Below are 19,859 nucleotides of genomic sequence, written 5' to 3'. Positions count from 1 at the left end.
ACCGCGCGGACGCGGGCGAGGGGGCTTCTCCAACGGGTCCCCACCGACGCGGGCGCGGGCCTACGGCCGCCCCCGCCGACATGATCAGACGTGGCGGCCCCTCGCCCGCCCCCTCAGTCCAGGTGCGCCGTCACGCCCTTGCCGAGCACCGTCACGCCGCCCGCGCTGACCGTGTACCGCGACCGGTCGGTCGCCGGGTGCACGCCGATCAGCGCGCCGTCCGGCACCACCACGTTCTTGTCCAGGATCGCCCGCCGCACCACCGCGCCGCGCCCGATCCGCACGCCGGGCAGCAGCACGCTGCCCTGCACCACCGACCCGGTCTCGACCACCACGTCCGAGCTGATCACCGACCCGTGCACGGTGCCGGAGATGATCGAGCCCGGCCCGACCATCGAGTCCTCGGCGCTCCCGCCCGCGATGAACTTGGCGGGCGGCAGCGGCGGGGTGGCGGTGCGGATCGGCCAGGACTGGTTGTAGAGGTTGAACACCGGGTGCACCGAGACCAGGTCCATGTGCGCCTCGTAGTAGGCGTCGATGGTCCCCACGTCGCGCCAGTAGCCCCGGTCCCGCTCGCTCTCGCCGGGCACGCTGTTGGCAGCGAAGTCGTAGACGTGCGCGCGCCCCTGGTCCACCAGGGCGGGGATGATGTTGCCGCCCATGTCGTGGTCCGAGTCGGCGTCGGCCGCGTCGTCGCGCAGGGCGTCGAGCAGCGCCTCGGTGGTGAAGATGTAGTTGCCCATGGACGCGAAGGTGACCTCGGGGTCGCCGGGCACGTGCGGCGGCTCGGAGGGCTTCTCCAGGAACTGGGTGATCTTGCCGAACTCGTCGGAGTCGATGCAGCCGAACGCCTTGGCCTCGGCGCGCGGCACCCGCATCCCGGCGACGGTCACGCCCGCGCCGCTGTCGATGTGCTGCTGGAGCATCTGACCGGGGTCCATCCGGTAGACGTTGTCCGCGCCGAAGACCGCGATGTGGTCCGGCTTCTCGTCGTGGACGAGGTTGAGCGACTGGTAGATGGCGTCGGCCGACCCGGTGTACCAGCGCGGGCCCAGGCGCTGCTGCGCGGGCACCGGCGTCACGTACTGCCCCAGCACGTTGGACAGCCGCCACGTCGTGGAGATGTGGCGGTCCAGCGAGTGGGACTTGTACTGGGTCAGGACGCAGAGCTGGACGAAGCCCGCGTTGACGAGGTTCGACAGGACGAAGTCCACCAGCCGGTAGTTGCCGCCGAAGGGCACCGCGGGCTTGGCCCGGTCAGCGGTCAACGGCCACAGCCGCTTTCCCTCACCACCGGCGAGGACAATTCCCAGGACGTGCGGTTGCCCCTTCACGGTGTTGACCCTAACCGGCGGGATGCCGCCCCACCAATGGCCAAGTGCGGCGAACAGCACGCTTGGCCGCCTGTTCACCCAGCCGCCCCAATGGAGCCGACTACCGTGACCCGTGTGCGAATTGGACTGCTGACTCGGGAGTACCCGCCGGAGGTCTACGGCGGGGCTGGGGTGCACGTCGGTTTCCTGGTGCCGAGGTTGCGCGAACTGGTCGAGGTGGACGTGCACGCCTTCGGCGGGCCGAGGCCCGACGCGGTGGCGCACAACCCGGTGCGGGAGCTGGCGGAGGCGAACGCGGCGCTCGGCGTGCTGTCGGCCGACCTCGGCATGGCGGCGGCGCTGGGCGGGGTCGACCTGGCGCACTCGCACACCTGGTACGCCAACATGGCCGGGCACCTGGCGAAGCTGCTGCACGGGGTGCCGCACGTGGTGACGGCGCACTCGCTGGAGCCGCGCAGGCCGTGGAAGGCCGAGCAGCTCGGCGGCGGGTACCGGGTGTCGTCGTGGGTGGAGCGGACCGCCTACGAGGCGGCGGACGCGGTCATCGCGGTGAGCGAGGGGATGCGGGCCGACGTGCTGGACTGCTACCCGGCGCTCGACCCGGCGCGGGTGCACGTGGTGCGCAACGGCATCGACACGGTCGCCTACCGGCCGGTCGACGGGGTGGACGCGCTGGTCGCGAACGGGATCGACCCGGAGCGGCCGATCGTCGCGTTCGTCGGGCGGATCACCCGGCAGAAGGGCGTCGGGCACCTGGTCGCGGCGGCGCACCGGATCTCGCCGGAGGCGCAGATCGTGCTGTGCGCGGGCGCCCCGGACACCCCGGAGATCGCCGAGGAGACGCGGGCGGCGGTCGCCGAGCTGTCGGCGGCGCGGCCGGGGGTGGTGTGGTTGCAGCGGATGCTGGAGCCGGACGAGGTGAAGCAGATCCTGAGCCGGGCGGCGGTGTTCGTGTGCCCGTCGGTGTACGAGCCGCTGGGGATCGTGAACCTGGAGGCGATGGCCTGCGGGACCGCCGTGGTGGCCTCGGACGTGGGCGGCATCCCCGAGGTGGTGCGGGACGGGGAGACCGGGCTGCTGGTGCACTACGACGAGTCGGACGAGGCGGCGTTCCGGACCGGGTTGGCGGACGCGGTGAACGCGCTGCTGGCCGATCCGGCGCGGGCGGCGGCGTTCGGCGCGGCCGGTCGGGAGCGGGCGGTGCGGGAGTTCTCCTGGGGAACGGTCGCCGAGCAGACCGTGGACGTGTACCGGGCGGCACTGGAAAACACGCGCTAGAAAAGTTGCTCCACGGAGTTAAACCTGTTTGTGATTCACGTCACAGGGTAATTTGTGCAACCTGAATACCGCCTCCGAGGCCTTTTAAAGCGGTGGGGGTGTTTTGTCGCCGAACCCCGGCGGCACGCCCTCGACCGGTTGGGGGTGCGGTTGTGCGGATCGCCGGAGTTGCGGTGGTGGCGCTGTTCGCCGTCGGGGCGTGCTCGACGGCGAACGCGCGCGGCGTGGAGGCCCCGCCGACCATCGGCGGGAAGCAGGTGCTGGACGCGGCGTCGCTCCAGGCCGCCGGTGAGTCGGAGATGAGCTACGCGCTGAACCTCGGGTACGTGGCGCGGGTCGGCGGGGGCGGGGTGAGCTGCTGGTTCGCCAGGACCGGGCCCGCGAAGTCGGACGTCGACCCGAGGCTGTGGTGCGGGCCGGTCCAGGTGCCGGGGACCTCGGCCGAGGCGGACTGGGTGCCGATCCCGATGAAGCGGGTCGCCGAGTCGGCGGACGGGGTGCGGCTGGAGGTGCAGCCGCCGCAGGTGCCCGGTGCGGGGAACCGCAGCGTCCCGGTCGGGAACCTGGTGCGGGCCGACGGGCGCACCAGCGTCCCCGGCGAGGTCCGGGTGGACTCGGCCGGGCCGGACTACCTGGCCGTGCTGGAGGACGACGGCGCGGCCCCGGTCGACGCGGTCGGCGGGGCGGTGCTGCGGGACGACCAGCTGGAGGTCCGGGTCACCGGGTACGCCGAGCCCGCGTCGTGGCGGACCCCGGCCGGGGAGCTGCGGGCCGAGCACGGGGTGGGGCTGCGGGTGCTGCGGGTCGAGGTGGAGCGGCACGACGAGACCGACCCGGCGTTCGACCGGGACAGCTGGCGGGGGTGGCGGCCTCAGCCCTCGGAGCTGGCGCTGGAGCTGCCGGAACGGCGGCGGGTGGTCCCGCTGGACCGGTTGCCGGAGAAGGGGTCGGCGCTGGTGGTCTACACGGCGCCCGCCGGGGAGGACTCCGGGGCGGCGCCCGCGCTGGCGCTGAGCACGGTGGGCGCGCGGTCGCTGGAGCAGCGGATCGAGCTGCCGTCCGGGAAGCCGGTGGGCGAGCTGCCCGCCGCGCTGCGGCGCAAGGCGGTGCCCGACCGGTTCACCGAGGTTGGCCTGGACGTCCGGGTCGGCGGCGCGGCCGGGAAGCTGGCCGTGATCGGCGTGCGGATGGGCAGGCAGCGGCCGGTGAGCGCGGACCTGCGGCACGAGCTGGTGACCGCGTCCGGGGCGGACGAGGCGCTGGTGGAGTTCCGGTTGCGCGGCGACGGGCTGCCCGACTCGGACGGGGCGGCGCTGACGGCGCCGATGTTCGACGTGCGGCTGGCGGACGGCTCGCCCGCGCGGGTGGTGGGCACGCGCGGGGGCGGCGGGGTGTTCCCGCTCGCGGTGGTCGTCGAGGTGCCCTCGGACGCGCGGTCGGTGGTGTTCGGGCTGAAGCCGGGGCGGAAGCAGCTGCCGAGGCTGGGGGACGTGGAGATCGCGCCGGGCGCGGGCGTGCCGGTGCCGCTGGAGTTCTGAGGCGCGCTACGGACCGGCCGTCGACGCGCCGGGGACGGCCGCCGGGACGGCTTCCGGGGCCGCCGCCGCGAGTCGTCCGCCCAGCCGGTGGGCCAGGGCGATCGCGGTGGCGGCCGTGGCCAGCCAGCAGGTGATCGCCGCCGTCAGGCCGGGCCAGCCCCACGCGCCGTAGGCCGTCGCGCCCAGCGCGCCGCCCGCGCTGCTGCCCAGGTAGTAGGCGAACAGGTAGACGCCCGACGACTGGCCCTTGGCCCGCGCGCGGGCGCCCACCCAGGCGCTCGCGGTGGCGTGCGCGGCGAAGAAGCCGCCGGTGAACAGCAGCAGGCCCGCGCCCACGGCGGCCAGGTGGTCGGGGAGGGTGAGGAGCGCGCCGAGCGCGGCCACGGCCAGCGCGCCGACCGCCACCGCCGCGCGGCCGACGCGGTCGGAGAGCCTGCCCGCGAGCGCCGAGCACACCCCGCCCGCCGCGTACGCCAGGAACACCAGCGCGGCGAACCGGGCGGGCAGGGACAGGGGCGGTCCGGCCAGGCGGAACGGGATCGCGTTGAACAGGGAGATGAACGCGGCCGTGCCCAGCAGGCCCACCGCGTACAGGCACAGCAGCACGGGGTCCGCGACCGCCGATCTGAGGCCCGCGCGCACGTCGGAGCGGGTGGAGGGGGCGCGGCGGGTCGTGCCGTCCGGGAGGAACAGGGCGACCAGGACGGCGCAGAGGACGCCGAACGCGCCGACCAGGCCCAGCGCGGCGCGCCAGCCGAGCCAGTCGACGCCGACGCCCGCGACGAGCCTGCCGACCATGCCGCCCGCGCTGTTGCCCGCCACCAGCGCGCCGATCGCCGCGCCGACGCCGAGCGCGCCGACCTCCTCGGCCAGGAACGCCATCGCGGCGGCGGGGACCCCGGCGGTGGCCAGGCCCTGCAGGACGCGCAGGAGCAGGAGCACCGGGTAGTTCGGGGCCAGCGGCAGCAGGAGCCCGACGAGGGCGGCGACGGCCAGCGACCAGACGATGACGCGCCTGCGGCCCAGGCGCTCGGACAGGGTCGCGAGCGGCACCACGGCCAGCGCGAGCGCGCCGGTGGCCGCGCCGATCGCGAACGACGCGCCGGACGGGGTGAGGCCGAACTCGGCCGCCAGCTGCGGCAGCACGGGCTGCGGCGCGTACAGCAGGGCGAAGGTCGCGAACCCGGTCGCGGCGGTGGCCGTGGTCAGCCTGTTCATGTTGTCGACGCTAAACAATGCGTCCAATGCGCTGTTCGGGGAGAATTCATTCGGTGATGGATGAATTGGCGCCGAAGCTCGCTGTGCTGCGGTTTCTGGCGACCGACGAGCACCTGACGCGGGCCGCCGAGCACGCGGGTGTGCCGCAACCCACGGTGAGCCGGTGGCTGGCGGCGCTCGGGGAGGCGCTGGGGGCGCCGGTGGTGGTGCGCGACGGCAGGCGGGTGCGGTTGACCAGGGCGGGGCGGTTGCTGGCGGAGTCGGCCGAGCGGGCGGTCGTGGCGCTGGAGGCGGGGTGGCGGGCGGCCGAGGAGGAGGTGGACCCGGAGCGCGGGCAGGTGGCGCTGGGGTTCCTGCACCTGCTGGGGCGGTCGCTGGTGCCGGAGCTGGTGCGGGGGTTCCGGGACGAGCACCCGGCGGTGCGGTTCCGGCTGGTGCAGGACTCGCGGCAGGTGCTGCTCGACCGGCTGGCGGACGGGGGCGTGGACCTGGCCCTGATCGCGCCACCGCCGTCGGGCGCGGAGGCGGGTGGCGAGGGCGCGGCGGGCCGGGTGGCGGGCGGGACGACGAGTGGCGCGGCGGGCGCCGAGGCCGGTGGCGCGGCGGGGCGCTTGGCCTGGCGGGTGCTGCGGGTGCAGGAGCTGGTGCTGGTGGCGCACGCCTCGCACCGGTTGGCGGCGCGGCGGCGGGCGGTGCGGGTGGCGGACCTGGCGAGTGAGGCGTTCGTCGGCATGGAGCACGGGTACGGGTTGCGGCAGATCACCGACGAGCTGTGCGCGGCGGCCGGGTTCACGCCGGAACTGGCGTTCGAGGGGCAGGAGACGGAGACGGTGCGCGGGCTGGTGTCGGCCGGGCTGGGCGTGGCCGTGCTGCCCGCCGCGGACCACCCGACGGACCTGGTCGAGCTGCCGCTCCTGCCGCGCGCCGAGCGCCGCATCGCCCTGGTCTGGCCGACCGACCACCCGCTGCCGCCCGCCGTGCGGGTCTTCCGCGACCACGCCATCGGGGACCACGCCATCGGGGACCACGTACTCGGGGACAACGCACTCGGGAACGACGCACTCGGAGACGACGCGCTCGGGAACGACGCGCTCGAGGACAACGCGCTCGGAGACGACGCACTCGGGGACGACGCACTCGGGGACGACACGCTCGGGAACGACGTACTCAGGAACGACGCGCTCGGGCAGCGCGCCACCGCCGCGCCGCCGCGCTGACCCACACCGCCACGGGGTGGTCCGCGCGCTCCCCGAACGCGACCGAGGGGACCGGCGGTCAGCCCGCCGGTCCCCTCGCACGTCGCTCCCACTCCCCCGCCCGCCTCCCCCTCCGGGGTCCCGCGAGCGGCGCGCGGGCCGGTCAGCCCTTGTAGGCCTCCACGAACTCCACCAGGGTCCGCGCCGAGAAGCCCGTCGCGCCCGGCACGACCTCGTCGTGCGCGTCCTCGGCCCGCGCGGGACCGGCGATGTCCAGGTGCGCCCACGGCAGGCCGCCGGTGAACTCGCGCAGGAACAGCGCCGCCGTGATGCCGCCGGGGCCGGGCGGGGTCTGGCGCAGGTCGGCGAGCTGGCCGCGCACGTCGTCCGCGTGGTCCTCCAGCAGCGGCATCCGCCACCAGGCCTCGCCGACCCGCTCGCCCGCGTCCGCCAGCGCCTCCGCGACCGCGTCCGAGCTGCTGAACAGCCCGCCCGTGCGCAGGCCCAGCGCGACCTTCATCGCGCCGGTCAGCGTCGCCACGTCCACCAGGACGTCCGGCTCCAGCTCGTCCACCGCGTACGCCAGCGCGTCGGCCAGCACGAGCCTGCCCTCGGCGTCGGTGTTGCCGATCTCGGTGGTGGTCCCGCCGTACTGCCGCACCACGTCACCCGGCCGGTAGGCCGAGCCGGACACGTGGTTCTCCGCCAGCGGCACCAGGCCGGTCACCCGGACCGGTGAGCCCCGGCGGGCCAGCGCGACCACGGCGGCGATCACGGCGGCGCCACCGGACATGTCGGTGCGCATCAGGTGCATCCCGTCGGCGGGCTTGATCGAGATGCCGCCGGTGTCGAACGTGATGCCCTTGCCGACCAGCACCACGTGCGGCCCGTCGCCGCCGCGCCAGGTCAGCTCGACCAGCCTCGGCGGCCGGGTGGAGCCGCCGCCGACCGCGAGCACGCCGCCGAAGCCGCGCTTGGCCAGCCACTTCTCGTCGCGGACCTGCACCTGGAGGCCGGGGGTTCCGCGCGCCGCGTCGACGGCGGCGGCGGCGACCCAGGCCGGGTCCTTCACGTTGGACGGCGCGTTGGCCAGGTCGCGGTTGAACGCGGTGGCCGAGGCGAGCAGGTGCGCCCGGAACGCCTCGGCGGCCAGCACGTCGGTGTAGCCCTCGTCGGGCACGACCAGGCGCAGCGACTCCACCCGTTCGGGGGCGTCACCGCTGGTCAGGGCGAACTTGTAGCCGCCGAGCACCGCGCCGAGCACGAACGCCCGGACGGACTCGGCGTCGGCCGCGTCGGTCAGCTCGACGTCGAACCGCGCGCCGCTGCCCGCCAGCTCCCGCGTCAGCGCCGCGCCCGCGCGCCGCCAGTGCGCGGGCTTCCCGCCGCCGACCCCGAGCCGCCAACGGCCCTCGTCGTCCTTGCGGGTCTCCCCGGCCTCGTCATCGGTCAGCACGACCGGTGGCACGCCGGGACGGGGTTCGTCGGCCACCTCTACGGCGACCAGCGGGGTGGGCAGCGGCACGTGCACGGCGGCGTTCCTCCTGGAGTTTCCTGGGGTTGCGTTCCGGAGCACGACGAAGCGATGCCCCGGTTCCGCTCGGGAAACCGGGGCGCTGAGGCTTCGTCCCGGCAGGTCAGCCCGCGGCCGCCTTGAGCGCGTCGCCCAGCGCGTTCGCCTCGTCGGCCGACATCTCGACCACCAGGCGCCCACCGCCTTCCAGCGGAACGCGCATCACGATGCCCCGCCCCTCCTTGGTCACCTCAAGGGGACCGTCGCCGGTCCGGGGCTTCATGGCCGCCATAGCGTGCTCCCTCCGTCAGATCTTCCCCGTTCCGACCTGGGCCGGAACACGGCGTCCATTCTCCCCTATGCAGACTGCACAGTGAAACCGAACCGATCTTTCCGCCCGTCCGGAACGGCGGTTTCCCCCTCCGACAACGCCCTGATCACGCCCAGGATGGCGGTACCGCAAAGACTTCTCCGTCACATCGGGCGTGTCACCCGGCCGTGAGCGAATCCCGACCTGTGGCGTGTCGCGGGGCCGTCCTGACAGACTCGGACCTCGTGCGAGCCCGTTCCGCGCTCTTCGACGTGTACGGCGGCCACCTGCGGGAGCGCGGTGGCGCCGCGACCATCGCCGCCCTCGTCCGACTGCTGGAGCCCCTGGACTTCGCACCGCCCGCGGTGCGCACGGCCGTGTCCCGCACGGTCAGGCAGGGCTGGTTGGAACCGGTGCGGCTGCCCGACGGCCCCGGTTACGCGATGACGCCCCGCGCGGAGACGCGCCTCGACGAGGCGGCGGCCCGGATCTACCGGACCCGGCCGTCCACCTGGGACGGTCGCTGGCACGTGGTGGTGCTGGACGAGGCGCCGAACCGGGAGGTGCGGGAGCGGGTCGCGCCGTCGCTCCAGCTGCTCGGGTACGGGTCGCTGGGGCCGGTCACCTGGATCGCGCCGAGGCCGTCGCCGGAGCTGCGCGGGGTGCTGGCGGCCGAGGGGGTGGGGGCGGCGGTGTTCCTCGGCGAGCACGAGGGCGAGCCGTCCGGGCTGGCGGCGCGGGCGTGGGACCTGGCGGAGCTGGGCGCGGACTACGCGCGGTTCGTGGCCGAGTGGGAGCCGGTGGTGTCCGCTGTGGACGGCGGGTCGCCGCCGGTGGCGTTCGCGGCCTCGCAGCGGTTCCTGCACGCGTGGCGCAAGTTCCTGTTCCGCGATCCGGGGCTGCCGGACGAGCTGCTGCCCGCAGGGTGGGCGGGGACGGAGGCGGCGGCGTTCTTCGACCGGCACACCGGGCGGCTGGCGGGCGCGGCGCGGGAGTTCGTGGACGACTGCCTGGCTCCGGCGGGCGCGCGCGAGGCGCAGGAGTCCGGTTGAGACCGGCGGGGCCGCGCGCTGGTACACCGGATCGGCCGACGCCATCTACCAGTCGCTCGACCGCGATCGCCCGACCGCGCAGTCGCTCAACCGCCGTGGCAGACCGAGCCGAGCAAGACCCGAGCTGACGGAGGTCCCCCCGTGTCCGAACTCCTCGTCGACGACGCCGACGGCGTTCGCACCCTCGTGCTGAACCGCCCGGAGGCGTTCAACTCGCTGACCACCTCGCTGAAGGAGGCGCTGCTGGCGGCCGTGTGGGAGGCGGCGGCCGACCCGGCGGTGCGGGCCGTGGTGCTGACCGGCTCCGGTCGGGCGTTCTGCGGCGGGCAGGACCTGAAGGAGCACGTGGCCCTGCTGGAGTCCGGCGACCCCGCGCCGCTGGAGACCGTGGAGAAGCACTACAACCCGCTGGTGTCGGCGATCGCGGCGATGCCGAAGCCGGTGGTGGCGGCGGTGAACGGGATCGCGGCCGGGGCGGGGGCGTCGCTGGCGTTCGCGTGCGACCTGCGGGTGGTGTCGGAGAAGGCGCGGTTCGTGATGTCGTTCGCGAACGTGGGGCTGACGGCGGACTCCGGGGCGTCCTGGACGCTGCCCAGGCTGGTCGGGGCCGGGCGGGCGGCGGAGCTGCTGCTGCTCGGCGAGCCGGTGGGGGCCGAGGAGGCGCTGCGGATCGGGCTGGTGAACCGGGTGGTGCCGGGCGAGGAGCTGGCCGGGTCGGCGCACGCGCTGGCCGCGCGGCTCGCGGCCGGGCCGACGGTGGCCTACGCGAAGATCAAGGAGGCGCTCGCGGCGGCCTGGGGGACGCTCGACGAGTCGCTGGCCGTGGAGGCGCGCACGCAGGCCGAGGCCGGGGCCACCGAGGACCACCGGGAGGGGGTCGCGGCGTTCGTGGGGAAGCGGGAGGCGCGGTTCACCGGGCGGTAGCGGGGACGGCGGCGGGGACGAACTGGGACGGCCGGGTCCCGGCGCCGGATCGGCGCCGGGACCCGGCCGCGCTCGGGGCGGTGCGGTTCGAGATCGGGGCGGGCGGTTCGGGGTCAGGCGAGCGCGCCCGCGCCGACCAGCCTGCGGCGCTCCAGCAGCGCCGCGACGAGGTACGCGCCGCCGCCCGCGACCGCCAGCAGCGAGAACAGGCCCGAGCCGTCCAGGAAGATCGCCGCGCCCGCCAGCAGGGCGAGCCAGGTGCCGAGGGCGTAGTGCAGGGTGTTGCGCCTGGCCGAGCCCTCGGCCAGGTAGATCAGGCCCACCACCAGCGCGGACCCGGTCGGCCACAGGACGCTCTGCAGGTCGGGCGAGCCGGTCAGGTCGGCCAGCGCGGTGATCAGCAGGAACAGCGCGGCGAAGCCGGTCACCCAGATGGCTCCGAGCAGCGAGGCGGTGGTGGCCTCGGGTTTGCCGAGGCCCTTCTTGGCCCGGACGGCGGCGACGGTGCTCAGGACCGTGCCCGCCGCCAGGCCCGTCGCCAGGAACGCGGTCGGCAGCCAGCCGGGCAGGGCCAGGAGCGGGTCCGCGCCGTGGGACAGGGCCGCACCGCCGTGGCCGAAGACGTAGGCGAAGCCGAACGCGGCGTACGCGGCGCGGCTGTCGACCTCGCGGGGCCTGGTGGCCGGGACGGGGGCGGCGATCGTGGTGGCGGACATGGTTCCTCCTGGGAGTGGGGCCGTGCGGTGGGGTTCGTGCTGCGAAGTCGTGCTGCGGAGCCGTGTGCTGCGGAGCCGAGTGGCGCGGGTCAGCGGGTGGCGCCGGAGAGCGCGGTGACCAGGTCGGGCACCAGGTCTGCGGGCCACGGGAACAGCCGGTGCGCCGCGCGCTGGTGGGCGATGCCGTGCAGGCCCAGCCACAGGGCCAGCGCGTCGGCCTCCGGGTCGGTGCTGGTGGAGCGGCCGGTCGCGGCGCACTCGGCGATCAGGAGCGCCAGGTGGCCGGTGGTCGGGGCCCCAGGGTCGGTCTCGTCCGGGTGGTCGGACATGACCCGGTAGCAGCCGGGGCGGGTGGTGGCGAAGTCCAGGTAGGCGCGGCACGCGTCGTGCAGCCCGCGCCGGGGGTCCGCCGAGCGTGCGGCCGAGGCGGCGAGCACGGCGCCGAGCTCGGCGCGGCCCGCGTCCGCCGCGGCCCTCAGGACCGAGGGCGGGTCGGGGAAGTGCGGGTAGATCGACGGGGCGGTGATGCCCGCTTCGCGGGCCACGGCCCGCAGGGTGACCAGGCGCTCGCCGCCCAGGTCGAGCAGGCGGGTCGCGGCGGCCAGGATCTCGTCCCGCAGCAGCGCGCCCTGGCCCCTGCGCCCGCGCGGCCGGGTCACGGTCACACCTCGGGGACGATGACGACCTTGCCCAGCACGGTCCTGGACTCGGCGAGCGCGAGCGCGGCGGAGGCGTCGGACAGCGGGAACCGGGCGGCGACCTTCGCGGTGAGCACGCCCTCCGCGAGCAGCCGCAGCACCTGGGTGAGGTCCTCGGCGAGCTTGCGGCGGAACTCCGCGCGGTTGCGCAGGCCCGCCCAGAAGTTGTAGAAGTGCGCGCCCTTGCCGTTGGGCGAGTAGTTCCACAGGGCGAGCTGGGCGAACAGGGCCAGGACCGGGAGCTGCGAGCTGCCCTCGACGTCCTTGGTGGCGGCGGTGCCGTAGGAGACGAGCGTGCCGCCCTTGCGCAGCAGCTTCCAGGACTCGGTCAGGCCCTTGCCGCCGACGTGGTCGAACACGGCGTCCACGCCGTCGGGGGCCAGCTCGCGGATGCGGTCGTGCACGGCCGGGTCGCGGTAGTCGACCGGGGTGGCGCCGAGGGCTCGGACGGCGTCGTGGTGGCGGGGCGAGGCGGTGCCGATGACCGTCATCCCGGCGTGCTTCGCGAGCTGGACGAGGGTGCTGCCGACGCCGCCGTTCGCGCCGAGCACGACGACCGTGGCCCCGGCGCGGGCCTTGGCGACCCGGTGCAGCATCTGCCACGCGGTGATCCCGTTGACCACCAGGGTCTCGACCTCGGCCGCGTCGAGGCCGTCCGGGACGGGGACCAAGTCGGCGGCGTCGAGCACCAGGTGGCTGGCCCACGCGCCGATCTTGGTGACGGCGGCGAACCGCTTGCCGGTGAGGGCGGGGTCCGCGCCGGGGCCGGTGGCGACGACCGTGCCGACCACGTCGTAGCCGGGGACGAAGGGGAACGCGGGCTGGTCGTAGTACTTGCCCCGGCGCATCTGCTGCTCGGCGAACGAGACGCCGGTGGCGTCCATGCGCAGGACCACCTGGCCGTCGGCGAGGGCGGGGAGGTCGCGGACGCGGACCTGGAGGCCCTCCGGCTCGACCGCGGCGGGGAGGACGACCTCGGTGGCGCGGGTGGCGGTGGCGCTGGTCATGGGATCTCTCCTGGGAGGTTGTGGTGGGGTCGTTGTGCTTACAGCCGTAAAGCTACAGGCGTTAGTTCATGGCGCGCAAGTCCTAACACCCATAAACTTCACGGTGTATGGTTACGCGGTGGAGAACAGCAGCTCAGGGGTGTCGGAGACAGCGGAAACCCAGGTCACGGGCGTGGGCGCGCACGACGCGGGGGTGAGCGCGGGCGCGCGGGACGCGGACGCGGGTGCGGGCGCGGAGGCGGGTGCAGGCGCGGGCACTGGCCCGCAGGCCGCAGGCGCGGACGCCTCGCACGCGGCCGGAGACAGCGGCGCGACCGGCGAGGGCGCGACCGGCGACCGCAGTGCTACCGGCGACGGTGCGACGGGCGACGGCGGTGCGACCGGCAACGGCGGTGCGCTGGGTGACGGCGCGGCCGAGACCCCGGCCCGCAAGCCCGCCCGCAGGCGCAACCGGCGCGGTGAGGGCGCCAAGCTGCGGGAGGAGATCGTCGACGCCGCCACCGCGATCCTGGACGAGGAGGGCGACGAGCGGGCGGTCACGCTGCGGTCCGTCGCGCGGCGGATCGGCATCGCCGCGCCGTCCATCTACCCGCACTTCCCCGACCAGCCGTCGATCATGCTGGCGGTGGTGCGCCGGGAGTTCGAGGGGTTGGCCGCCCAGCTGCGCGAGGCCCGCGACCTGGAGACCGACCCGCGCGCGCGGCTGGTCGCGATCTGCCTGGCCTACCTGGAGATCGCCCGCGCCCACCCCGGCCGGTACCGGACCATGTTCGGCGGGCTGTGGATGCCCGACCTGGACACCACGTCGATCACCGCCGAGGAGCTGGTCGCGCTCGGCAACGAGCCGCTGGAGGTGCTGGTCGCGGGGCTGGACGCGTGCGTGGCGGCCGGGCAGGCGACCAGCGACGACCTGTTCGCCGACGCCGTGGCGCTGTGGATGGGCCTGCACGGGCTCGCCCACCAGCGCTCGGTCACCCGCACGTTCCCCTGGCCGGACGACATCGAGCTCCGGATCATCGGCGCGCTCGCGCACTTCACCGGAGCCGGGCAGACCGCGCCCTAGTCGGCCTTCCGGGCGCGGAAGCAGGTCTCGACGTGGTCGTCGACCATGCCGGTGGCCTGCATCAGCGCGTAGCAGGTGGTCGGGCCGAGGAACACGAAGCCCGCGCGCTTGAGCGCCTTCGCCATGGCCGTCGACTCGGGCGTGATCGCCGGGACGTCGGCGAGGGTCGCCGGGCGCGTCCTCGGCCCGGTCGGGGCGAACGACCAGAGCAGCCCGTCGAGCGGCTCGTCGAGCGCGAGCACCGCCGCCGCGTTGCCGATCGCCGCGACGATCTTGGCCCGGTTGCGGACGATCCCCGCGTCACCCATCAGCCGGGTGACGTCGTCCCCGTCGTAGGCGGCGACGAGCTTCGGGTCGAACCCGTCGAACGCGGTCCGGAAGTTCTCCCGCTTGCGCAGGATCGTGATCCAGGACAGCCCGGACTGGAACGACTCCAGGCACATCCGCTCGAACAGCTCGGTCCCGCCGTGCAGCTCGACGCCCCACTCGGTGTCGTGGTACTCGGCGTAGTCGGGGCTGGAGTCGCCCCACGCGCAGCGCTGGACCACGCTCACCCCTCCCCGTCGACGCGGTAGCGCTCGGCGAACCTGGCGAACCGGGTGAGCGAGTACCGGACGCCCGCGAGCACCGCCGGTCGCGCGATCGCGGGCAGCACCACGTCCTCGACCCAGGTGAACTCGGAGGCCGACTCCCCCGCCGGGGCGACGCGGAACTCGCCGGTCCCCCGCACCACCCGCCCGAGGTGCTCGACCGCGCACAGCGACGGCGGCTCCCACCGGGTGATCCGCATGGGGTCCACGACGCCGAACCGGCCGATGCCGGTGATCGCGGTGAACTCGTCGCCGACCGCCCGTCCCGGCCCGGAGGTGACGCGGACGGAGGTGGCCAGGATCCACTCGCCCTGGCGCTCCCAGTCGGTGACGGCGGCCCAGGTCCGGCTCGCGGGCGCGGCGACCGGGACGGTCAGCTCAAGCCGGGTCACGCTGGGGTTCCCGCGCGGGCTCGGCCGGGTCGGTGGTGGCGCCGGGGGTGGCGCCCGCCTGCCCGGACCCACCGGGCTCGGTCCCGGCGGCGGCGGACTCGGGGGTGGGCTCAGCGGCACGGGGCTCGACGGTTCCGGCCTCGGCGGCACCGGACTCGGGGACGGCGGTCCCGGCGACGCCAGGTTCGGCCACCCGCTTCTCGGGTCGGGCCACACCGGGCCCGATCTCGGCCGACTCGGCGGCGTCCCGGTCGCGGAGCGCGCCCTCGGGCACCAGCTCCTCCAGCTCGGCGACCCGCTCGCGCAGCCGCTCGACCTCGCCGGCCAGCCTGCCGAGCGCCCAGTCGACCTCGGACATCTTGTAGCCGCGCAGCACCAGCTGGAACCGGAGCGCGCGGACGTCCTCGGGGGTCACCCGGTCGGCGGGCAGCCTGGTCGGGGACGCGCCCGGTGGCAGCGGCGCCATCTCCTCCCCGCGCCCGAACAGCAGTGAGGCCAGCAGGAACACCACCGCGGCGACTAGTGCCATGACGACGAGGTAGAGGAGCGCTGTGGTCACACCGACGATCGTGGCACACACCACCGGCAGCGCACACACCACTGCGGCGCGTCACGCCCGCGAACGACTTCGGGCCCGCGCCACCGGGGGGGGTGGGCGCCGCCCGCGAGCGCCGGTGGGCCGGATCAGCCGGGCGCCGCCGCCGTCACGCCGGCCGCCGTCAGGTCCGGCGGGGACAGCACGCCCTCGATCGTCGCCGCGAAGCGCCGCCACTCGGCGCGCTCGGCGGCCAGCGCCAGCCTGCCCCGCTCGGTGAGGTGGTAGGTGCGGCGCTGCCTGCCGCCGACGGTGCTCCACTCGCTGGCCACCAGGCGGGCGGCCTCCAGCCTGCGCAGCGCCGGGTAGACGGTGCCGGTGGGCAGGTCGAGCGCGCCGCCGCTGCGGAGCTGGAGGGCCTCGATGATCGCGTAGCCGTGGAGCTTCGCGCCGTCCAGCGTGGCCAGCAGGAGACCTTCCAGGTGACCGCGCAGCGCGTCGGACTTCATGCGTTCGGAGTTTATGGTTTCCGCTCACCGGACCACAGCCGGAGAACCCGGTCGGGCAGCGCCCGCCGAGCCAGCGCCCGCCGAGCCCCGCCCGCTACGCCAGCGCCCGCAGCGCCCGCGCGGGCGGTCGGGTGCCCGCGATGGCCGCGACCACCTCCACCGCCTGGCGGGTCCGGCGGACCTCGTGGGCGCGGAACACCCGCGCGCCGCTCCGCGCGGCCACCGCCGTGGCGGCGAGGGTGCCGTCCACCCGGTCGCCGACGTCCGCGTCCAGGGTCTCGCCGATGAAGTCCTTGTTGGACAGCGCCATCAGCACCGGCCAGCCGGTGGCGACCAGCTCGTCCAGCCGCCGCAGCAGTTCCAGGCCGTGCCAGGTGTTCTTGCCGAAGTCGTGGGTCGGGTCGATGAGCACGCCCGCCCTGGGCACGCCCAGCGAGGTCACCAGCTCGGCCCTGGCCACCAGCTCCTCGGCGACCGAGGCGACCACGTCGGCGTACCGGACGCGGTGCGGGTCGGTCCGGGGCGGCAGGCCGCCGGTGTGCGAGCAGACGATGCCGACGCCGAACTCGGCGGCGACCTCGGCCAGCTTCGGGTCGGCGCCCGCCCAGGTGTCGTTGATCAGGTCGGCGCCCGCCTCGCAGACCGCCCGGCCGACCTCGTGCCGCCAGGTGTCGACGCTGATCACCAGGTCCGGGTGCCGCTCCCTGACCTGGGCGACGAACGGGACGACCCGGCGCGCCTCCTCGGCGGCGTCGACGTGCTCGCCCCTGGCGCCCGCGCGCACCCCGCCGATGTCGACGATGTCCGCGCCCTCGGCGACCGCCCGGTCCACGGCGGCGAGCGCGGCGGTGTCGGTGAAGGTGGCGCCCCGGTCGTAGAAGGAGTCCCGCGTCCGATTGACGATCGCCATGACCAGCGCGCGGTCTGTGGGGACGTCGCGTGTGCCGAACCGCATGGGGGCATCGTGCCACGCCACCGCAGAATGTGAGCTGCCTCACAGGATCTTGCTACCCGCCAGTAGCCGCCACTTGACTCGGCCGCACCCTGCGTGATCCAGCTCACGGTCAAGGAGGACCTGGTGCGCCGATCACTCGCCCTGCTGCTCGCCCCCCTGCTCCTGCTCCCCGCCACCGCGACGGCCACCGCCGCGCCCGCCGCACCCGCCACCGCCAGCGAGGCCCAGGTCGCCTCGATCACCTACCGCACCATCACCGGCGAGGGCGGCACCCCGCTGCGCGCCTTCGTGGTCACCCCCACCGGCACGGGCCCGTTCCCGCTCCTGGTGATGCCGTCCAGCTGGGCGGTCAGCGGCATCGAGTACGTCGGCGCCGCCGCCAAGCTCGCCTACCGCTCCGGTTACGCGGTGATCAGCTACACCAGCCGGGGCTTCCACGACTCCGGCGGCGAGATCGACGTCGCCGGGACCGCGACGGTCGCCGACGTCAGCCGCGTCATCGACTGGGGCATCGCGAACCTGGACGCGGACCCGGCCAGGATCGGCGTCGCCGGGATCTCCTACGGCGGCGGCCAGTCGCTGCTCGCCGCTGCCGCCGACCCCAGGGTCAAGGCCGTGGCCGCCCTGAGCACCTGGTCCGACCTCGCGCAGTCGCTCTACCCCAACAGCACCGTCAGCTCCCAGGCCGTCGACCTGCTGCTCACGGCGGGCAAGCTCACCGGCCGCCCCGGCCAGGTGCTCAGGGACGCCGAGACCGCGTACCGGGAGGGCCGGTTCGAGGACGTCGTGCCGATCTCGCCGCCCCGCTCGCCGTCCACGAAGGTCCCGGCGCTCAGCCGCGCGGCCGTGCTGATCGGCAACGCCTGGAACGACGGCCTGTTCCCGCCGAGCCAGATCACCGACCTGTTCGCGAAGCTCACCGGCCCGAAGCGGCTGCTGCTCACGCCGGGCGACCACGCCACGTCCGAGCTGTTCGGGGCCGCCGGGCTGCCCAACGAGGTGTGGGACGCGGTCGGCCGCTGGTTCGACCACCACCTGCGCGGCGTCGCCAACGGGGTCGACCGGGAGGCCCCGGTGTGGTTGCGCCCCAACAACGGCGGCGCGTGGCGGACCTACCCGTCGTGGTCGGCGGTCACCACCGCGCGCGAGTCGATCCCGTTGGCGGAGACCGGTTTCGGCGCCGGGCGGGCCACCGTCGCGGACAGCGGCGCCGTGCTGGTGAGCGGCGCGCTCCAGGCGTTCCTGAAGATCCCGACCGGGGTGGCGCTGCCGCTGGTGGACCGGTCGGGCGCGGCGGTGTGGACGGGCCCGGCGCTGCGGTCGAGCGCGTTCGTCGGCGGCACGCCGAAGGTGCGGCTGACCGTGACGGCGGCGGCCGAGACCTCGCTGTTCGCCTACCTGTACGAGGTGAACGGGCTCGGGCTCGGCGCGCTGATCAGCCACAAGCCGGTGGTGGTCCAGGCCGGGAGCCGGGTGGTCGACCTGGAGCTGGAACCCGCGCTGTGGCAGGTGGGCGCGGGCAACCGGCTGGCGCTGGTGGTGGACACCGCCGACGGCCGGTACGGCAGCGTCGGCACGCGCGGCGCGGCCGTGGCGATCGGCGCCGGGTCGACCCTGGAGGTGCCGTTCTCGGGCTGAACGAGCGAAGAGCGCCCCGGCGGGAAAGCCGGGGCGCTCTTCCCAAAAGACCGGTCGCGGACCCGTCAGCTCGCGCAGGCGTCCAGCGCGGCGTCCACGTCGTCGGTGATGGTCAGCATCCCCATCGCGGCGGGCGCGACGAACCCCCGGTCGCGCAGCTCCTCCAGCCACCGCACCAGCCCGGCGTAGTGCCCGTCCACGTCCAGCAGCACCACCGGCTTGGCGTGCATCGACAGCGTCCGCGAGGTCCAGACCTCGAACAGCTCCTCCAGCGTGCCGATCCCGCCCGGCAGCGCCAGGAACGCGTCGCCGTGCGCCTCCATGAGCGCCTTGCGGTCGCGCATGGTCTCGACCACGAGCAGGTCGTCGGCGTCGGTGTCGGCCCACTCGCGCTCCACCAGTGACCGGGGGATCACGCCGGTGGTGCGCCTGCCGCCGTCGCGCACGGCCTGCGCCACCGCGCCCATCATGGACCGCTTGCCGCCGCCCCAGGCCAGGTCCCAGCCCCGGCCCGCGATCCGCTTGCCGACGTCGCCCGCCAGGTCCAGGTAGCTCTGCGGCACGGTGCTCAGCGAGCCGCAGTACACCGTCACGGTCAGCCCGCCCATCAGTGCGCCTCCCCCCACGCCTGGTGCGCCTCCTTGACGACCCGGACGGCGTCCTCGACGTCGTCGGTCAGGTGCAGCAGCGCCAGGTCCTTGTCGCCGATCTTCCCGCTGTCCAGCACCGAGTCCCGCACCCAGTCGTACAGGCCCTGCCAGTAGGACCGGCCGAACAGGACGACCGGGAACTTGGTGACCTTCTTGGTCTGCACCAGGGTCAGCGCCTCGAACAGCTCGTCCAGGGTGCCGAAGCCGCCGGGCAGGCAGATGAACGCCTGCGAGTACTTGATGAACATGGTCTTGCGGACGAAGAAGTAGCGGAAGTTCACGCCGAGGTCGACCCACGGGTTCAGGCCCTGCTCGAACGGCAGCTCGATGCCGAGGCCGACCGAGTAGCCGCCCGCCTCGGAGCAGCCCCGGTTCACCGCCTCCATCGCGCCGGGACCGCCGCCGGTGATGACCGCGAACCCGGCCTCGGCGAGCGCGCCGCCGAGCTGCCTGCCCACCTCGTACTCGGGGTGGGCGCGCTCGGTGCGGGCCGAGCCGAACACGGTGACGGCGCTCGGGATGCCCGCGAGCGCGCCGAAGCCCTCCACGAACTCGGCCTGGATGCGCAGCACCCGCCACGGGTCGGTGTGCACCCAGTCGCTGGGGCCGCGCGAGTCGAGCAGGCGCTGGTCCGTCGTGGTGAGCTCCGTGTTGCGCTCGCGGCGCAGCACCACGGGGCCGCGCCGCTTCTCCTGCGGGTGCTCGTCCACGCCGTTCTCGCTCATTGGCCGGAGTCTAGACCG

At 74.8% G+C, this 19,859-nt stretch carries 20 protein-coding genes and 1 pseudogene; 7 read left to right on the top strand and 14 right to left on the bottom strand.

What is annotated here, in order from left to right; all coding sequences use genetic code 11:
* Positions 1–113: 113 nt before the first annotated feature.
* Entirely contained in the window at positions 114–1,334 is a 1,221-nt protein-coding gene (glgC, locus tag LV78_RS20745) for a glucose-1-phosphate adenylyltransferase (RefSeq protein WP_253846911.1), read from the bottom strand.
* Positions 1,335–1,448: 114 nt separating this feature from the next.
* Here glgC and glgA point away from each other — a divergent pair, with 114 nt between their 5' ends.
* Entirely contained in the window at positions 1,449–2,612 is a 1,164-nt protein-coding gene (gene glgA, locus LV78_RS20740) for a glycogen synthase (protein ID WP_253846910.1), read from the top strand.
* 152 nt (positions 2,613–2,764) lie between these two features.
* Positions 2,765–4,150, top strand: a complete 1,386-nt coding sequence (locus tag LV78_RS20735; protein WP_253846909.1) for a hypothetical protein — start codon at positions 2,765–2,767, stop codon at positions 4,148–4,150.
* 6 nt (positions 4,151–4,156) lie between these two features.
* On the opposite strand, the gene LV78_RS20730 is transcribed toward LV78_RS20735, so the two are convergent.
* The gene (locus LV78_RS20730) at positions 4,157–5,368 is read right to left on the bottom strand and encodes an MFS transporter (protein WP_253846908.1); all 1,212 of its coding nucleotides are present in this window, start codon (positions 5,366–5,368) and stop codon (positions 4,157–4,159) included.
* Positions 5,369–5,424: 56 nt separating this feature from the next.
* On the opposite strand from LV78_RS20730, the gene LV78_RS20725 reads away from it, so the two are divergent.
* A complete protein-coding gene (locus tag LV78_RS20725; RefSeq protein ID WP_372494975.1) occupies positions 5,425–6,585 on the top strand; it encodes a LysR substrate-binding domain-containing protein in 1,161 nt (386 codons plus the stop codon).
* Positions 6,586–6,727: 142 nt separating this feature from the next.
* On the opposite strand, the gene LV78_RS20720 is transcribed toward LV78_RS20725, so the two are convergent.
* Together LV78_RS20720 and LV78_RS20715 are read right to left on the bottom strand one after the other, a co-directional pair.
* Positions 6,728–8,095: a leucyl aminopeptidase family protein gene (locus LV78_RS20720; RefSeq protein WP_253846907.1), complete on the bottom strand. Its 1,368-nt coding sequence runs from the start codon at positions 8,093–8,095 to the stop codon at positions 6,728–6,730.
* 106 nt (positions 8,096–8,201) lie between these two features.
* Positions 8,202–8,369, bottom strand: coding sequence for a DUF3117 domain-containing protein (locus LV78_RS20715; protein ID WP_012783412.1), 168 nt, complete (start codon positions 8,367–8,369; stop codon positions 8,202–8,204).
* A gap of 263 nt (positions 8,370–8,632) precedes the next feature.
* On the opposite strand from LV78_RS20715, the gene LV78_RS20710 reads away from it, so the two are divergent.
* Both LV78_RS20710 and LV78_RS20705 read left to right on the top strand, forming a co-directional pair.
* Positions 8,633–9,439, top strand: a complete 807-nt coding sequence (locus LV78_RS20710; protein ID WP_253846906.1) for a PaaX family transcriptional regulator — start codon at positions 8,633–8,635, stop codon at positions 9,437–9,439.
* 141 nt (positions 9,440–9,580) lie between these two features.
* Positions 9,581–10,363 carry an enoyl-CoA hydratase-related protein gene (locus tag LV78_RS20705; RefSeq protein WP_253846905.1) on the top strand — a complete coding sequence of 261 codons (783 nt, stop codon included), beginning with the start codon at positions 9,581–9,583 and terminating at the stop codon, positions 10,361–10,363.
* A gap of 113 nt (positions 10,364–10,476) precedes the next feature.
* Here LV78_RS20705 and LV78_RS20700 read toward each other — a convergent pair whose 3' ends face one another.
* From LV78_RS20700 to LV78_RS20690, 3 genes are all read right to left on the bottom strand, one after another.
* Positions 10,477–11,079 carry an ABC transporter permease gene (locus tag LV78_RS20700; RefSeq protein ID WP_253846904.1) on the bottom strand — a complete coding sequence of 201 codons (603 nt, stop codon included), beginning with the start codon at positions 11,077–11,079 and terminating at the stop codon, positions 10,477–10,479.
* Between the two features lie 89 nt (positions 11,080–11,168).
* Positions 11,169–11,738, bottom strand: coding sequence for a TetR/AcrR family transcriptional regulator (locus LV78_RS20695; RefSeq protein ID WP_253846903.1), 570 nt, complete (start codon positions 11,736–11,738; stop codon positions 11,169–11,171).
* 2 nt (positions 11,739–11,740) lie between these two features.
* Positions 11,741–12,784 carry a medium chain dehydrogenase/reductase family protein gene (locus LV78_RS20690; RefSeq protein ID WP_253846902.1) on the bottom strand — a complete coding sequence of 348 codons (1,044 nt, stop codon included), beginning with the start codon at positions 12,782–12,784 and terminating at the stop codon, positions 11,741–11,743.
* 118 nt (positions 12,785–12,902) lie between these two features.
* Between LV78_RS20690 and LV78_RS40885 the strand changes: the two genes are divergently transcribed.
* Positions 12,903–13,847 (top strand): TetR/AcrR family transcriptional regulator, encoded by a 945-nt coding sequence (locus tag LV78_RS40885; RefSeq protein ID WP_308208736.1) that lies wholly within the window; start codon positions 12,903–12,905, stop codon positions 13,845–13,847.
* On the opposite strand, the gene LV78_RS20680 is transcribed toward LV78_RS40885, so the two are convergent.
* From LV78_RS20680 to folP, 5 genes and pseudogenes are all read right to left on the bottom strand, one after another.
* Entirely contained in the window at positions 13,844–14,395 is a 552-nt protein-coding gene (locus LV78_RS20680; protein ID WP_308208737.1) for a DNA-3-methyladenine glycosylase I, read from the bottom strand. The genes LV78_RS40885 and LV78_RS20680 overlap by 4 nt on opposite strands.
* A gap of 2 nt (positions 14,396–14,397) precedes the next feature.
* Positions 14,398–14,829 (bottom strand): SRPBCC family protein, encoded by a 432-nt coding sequence (locus LV78_RS20675; RefSeq protein WP_253846900.1) that lies wholly within the window; start codon positions 14,827–14,829, stop codon positions 14,398–14,400.
* Positions 14,830–15,079: 250 nt separating this feature from the next.
* Positions 15,080–15,388 (bottom strand): annotated as a pseudogene (locus LV78_RS20670) (DivIVA domain-containing protein); the annotation flags it as partial.
* 125 nt (positions 15,389–15,513) lie between these two features.
* On the bottom strand, positions 15,514–15,873 hold the full coding sequence (locus LV78_RS20665) for a PadR family transcriptional regulator (protein ID WP_253846899.1): 360 nt from the start codon (positions 15,871–15,873) through the stop codon (positions 15,514–15,516).
* 94 nt (positions 15,874–15,967) lie between these two features.
* Positions 15,968–16,828: a dihydropteroate synthase gene (gene folP, locus LV78_RS20660; RefSeq protein WP_253846898.1), complete on the bottom strand. Its 861-nt coding sequence runs from the start codon at positions 16,826–16,828 to the stop codon at positions 15,968–15,970.
* Between the two features lie 93 nt (positions 16,829–16,921).
* Between folP and LV78_RS20655 the strand changes: the two genes are divergently transcribed.
* Positions 16,922–18,466 (top strand): CocE/NonD family hydrolase, encoded by a 1,545-nt coding sequence (locus tag LV78_RS20655; protein ID WP_253846897.1) that lies wholly within the window; start codon positions 16,922–16,924, stop codon positions 18,464–18,466.
* Between the two features lie 65 nt (positions 18,467–18,531).
* Here LV78_RS20655 and LV78_RS20650 read toward each other — a convergent pair whose 3' ends face one another.
* Positions 18,532–19,074: an LOG family protein gene (locus tag LV78_RS20650; RefSeq protein ID WP_253846896.1), complete on the bottom strand. Its 543-nt coding sequence runs from the start codon at positions 19,072–19,074 to the stop codon at positions 18,532–18,534.
* Complete coding sequence (locus tag LV78_RS20645) at positions 19,074–19,841, bottom strand: LOG family protein (RefSeq protein WP_253846895.1); 768 nt, start codon at positions 19,839–19,841, stop codon at positions 19,074–19,076. Before LV78_RS20645 ends, LV78_RS20650 begins: the two co-directional genes overlap by 1 nt.
* Between the last annotated feature and the right edge of the window lie 18 nt (positions 19,842–19,859).

It is taken from the genome of Actinosynnema pretiosum, from assembly GCF_024171695.1.
Lineage (GTDB): Bacteria > Actinomycetota > Actinomycetes > Mycobacteriales > Pseudonocardiaceae > Actinosynnema > Actinosynnema pretiosum.
The sequence above is the reverse complement of the archived record's forward strand: the minus strand, read 5'-3'. Positions and strand labels throughout refer to the sequence as shown.

What these genes read in the sequence shown, in the direction of transcription:
- LV78_RS20665 (WP_253846899.1), bottom strand. Translation starts at nt 15,873, where the DNA reads ATGAAGTCCGACGCGCTGCGCGGTCACCTGGAAGGTCTCCTGCTGGCC.
- LV78_RS20730 (WP_253846908.1), bottom strand. Translation starts at nt 5,368, where the DNA reads ATGAACAGGCTGACCACGGCCACCGCCGCGACCGGGTTCGCGACCTTC.
- LV78_RS20725 (WP_372494975.1), top strand. Translation starts at nt 5,425, where the DNA reads ATGGATGAATTGGCGCCGAAGCTCGCTGTGCTGCGGTTTCTGGCGACC.
- folP (WP_253846898.1), bottom strand. Translation starts at nt 16,828, where the DNA reads ATGCGGTTCGGCACACGCGACGTCCCCACAGACCGCGCGCTGGTCATG.
- LV78_RS20650 (WP_253846896.1), bottom strand. Translation starts at nt 19,074, where the DNA reads ATGGGCGGGCTGACCGTGACGGTGTACTGCGGCTCGCTGAGCACCGTG.
- LV78_RS20700 (WP_253846904.1), bottom strand. Translation starts at nt 11,079, where the DNA reads ATGTCCGCCACCACGATCGCCGCCCCCGTCCCGGCCACCAGGCCCCGC.
- LV78_RS20645 (WP_253846895.1), bottom strand. Translation starts at nt 19,841, where the DNA reads ATGAGCGAGAACGGCGTGGACGAGCACCCGCAGGAGAAGCGGCGCGGC.
- LV78_RS20715 (WP_012783412.1), bottom strand. Translation starts at nt 8,369, where the DNA reads ATGGCGGCCATGAAGCCCCGGACCGGCGACGGTCCCCTTGAGGTGACC.
- LV78_RS20690 (WP_253846902.1), bottom strand. Translation starts at nt 12,784, where the DNA reads ATGACCAGCGCCACCGCCACCCGCGCCACCGAGGTCGTCCTCCCCGCC.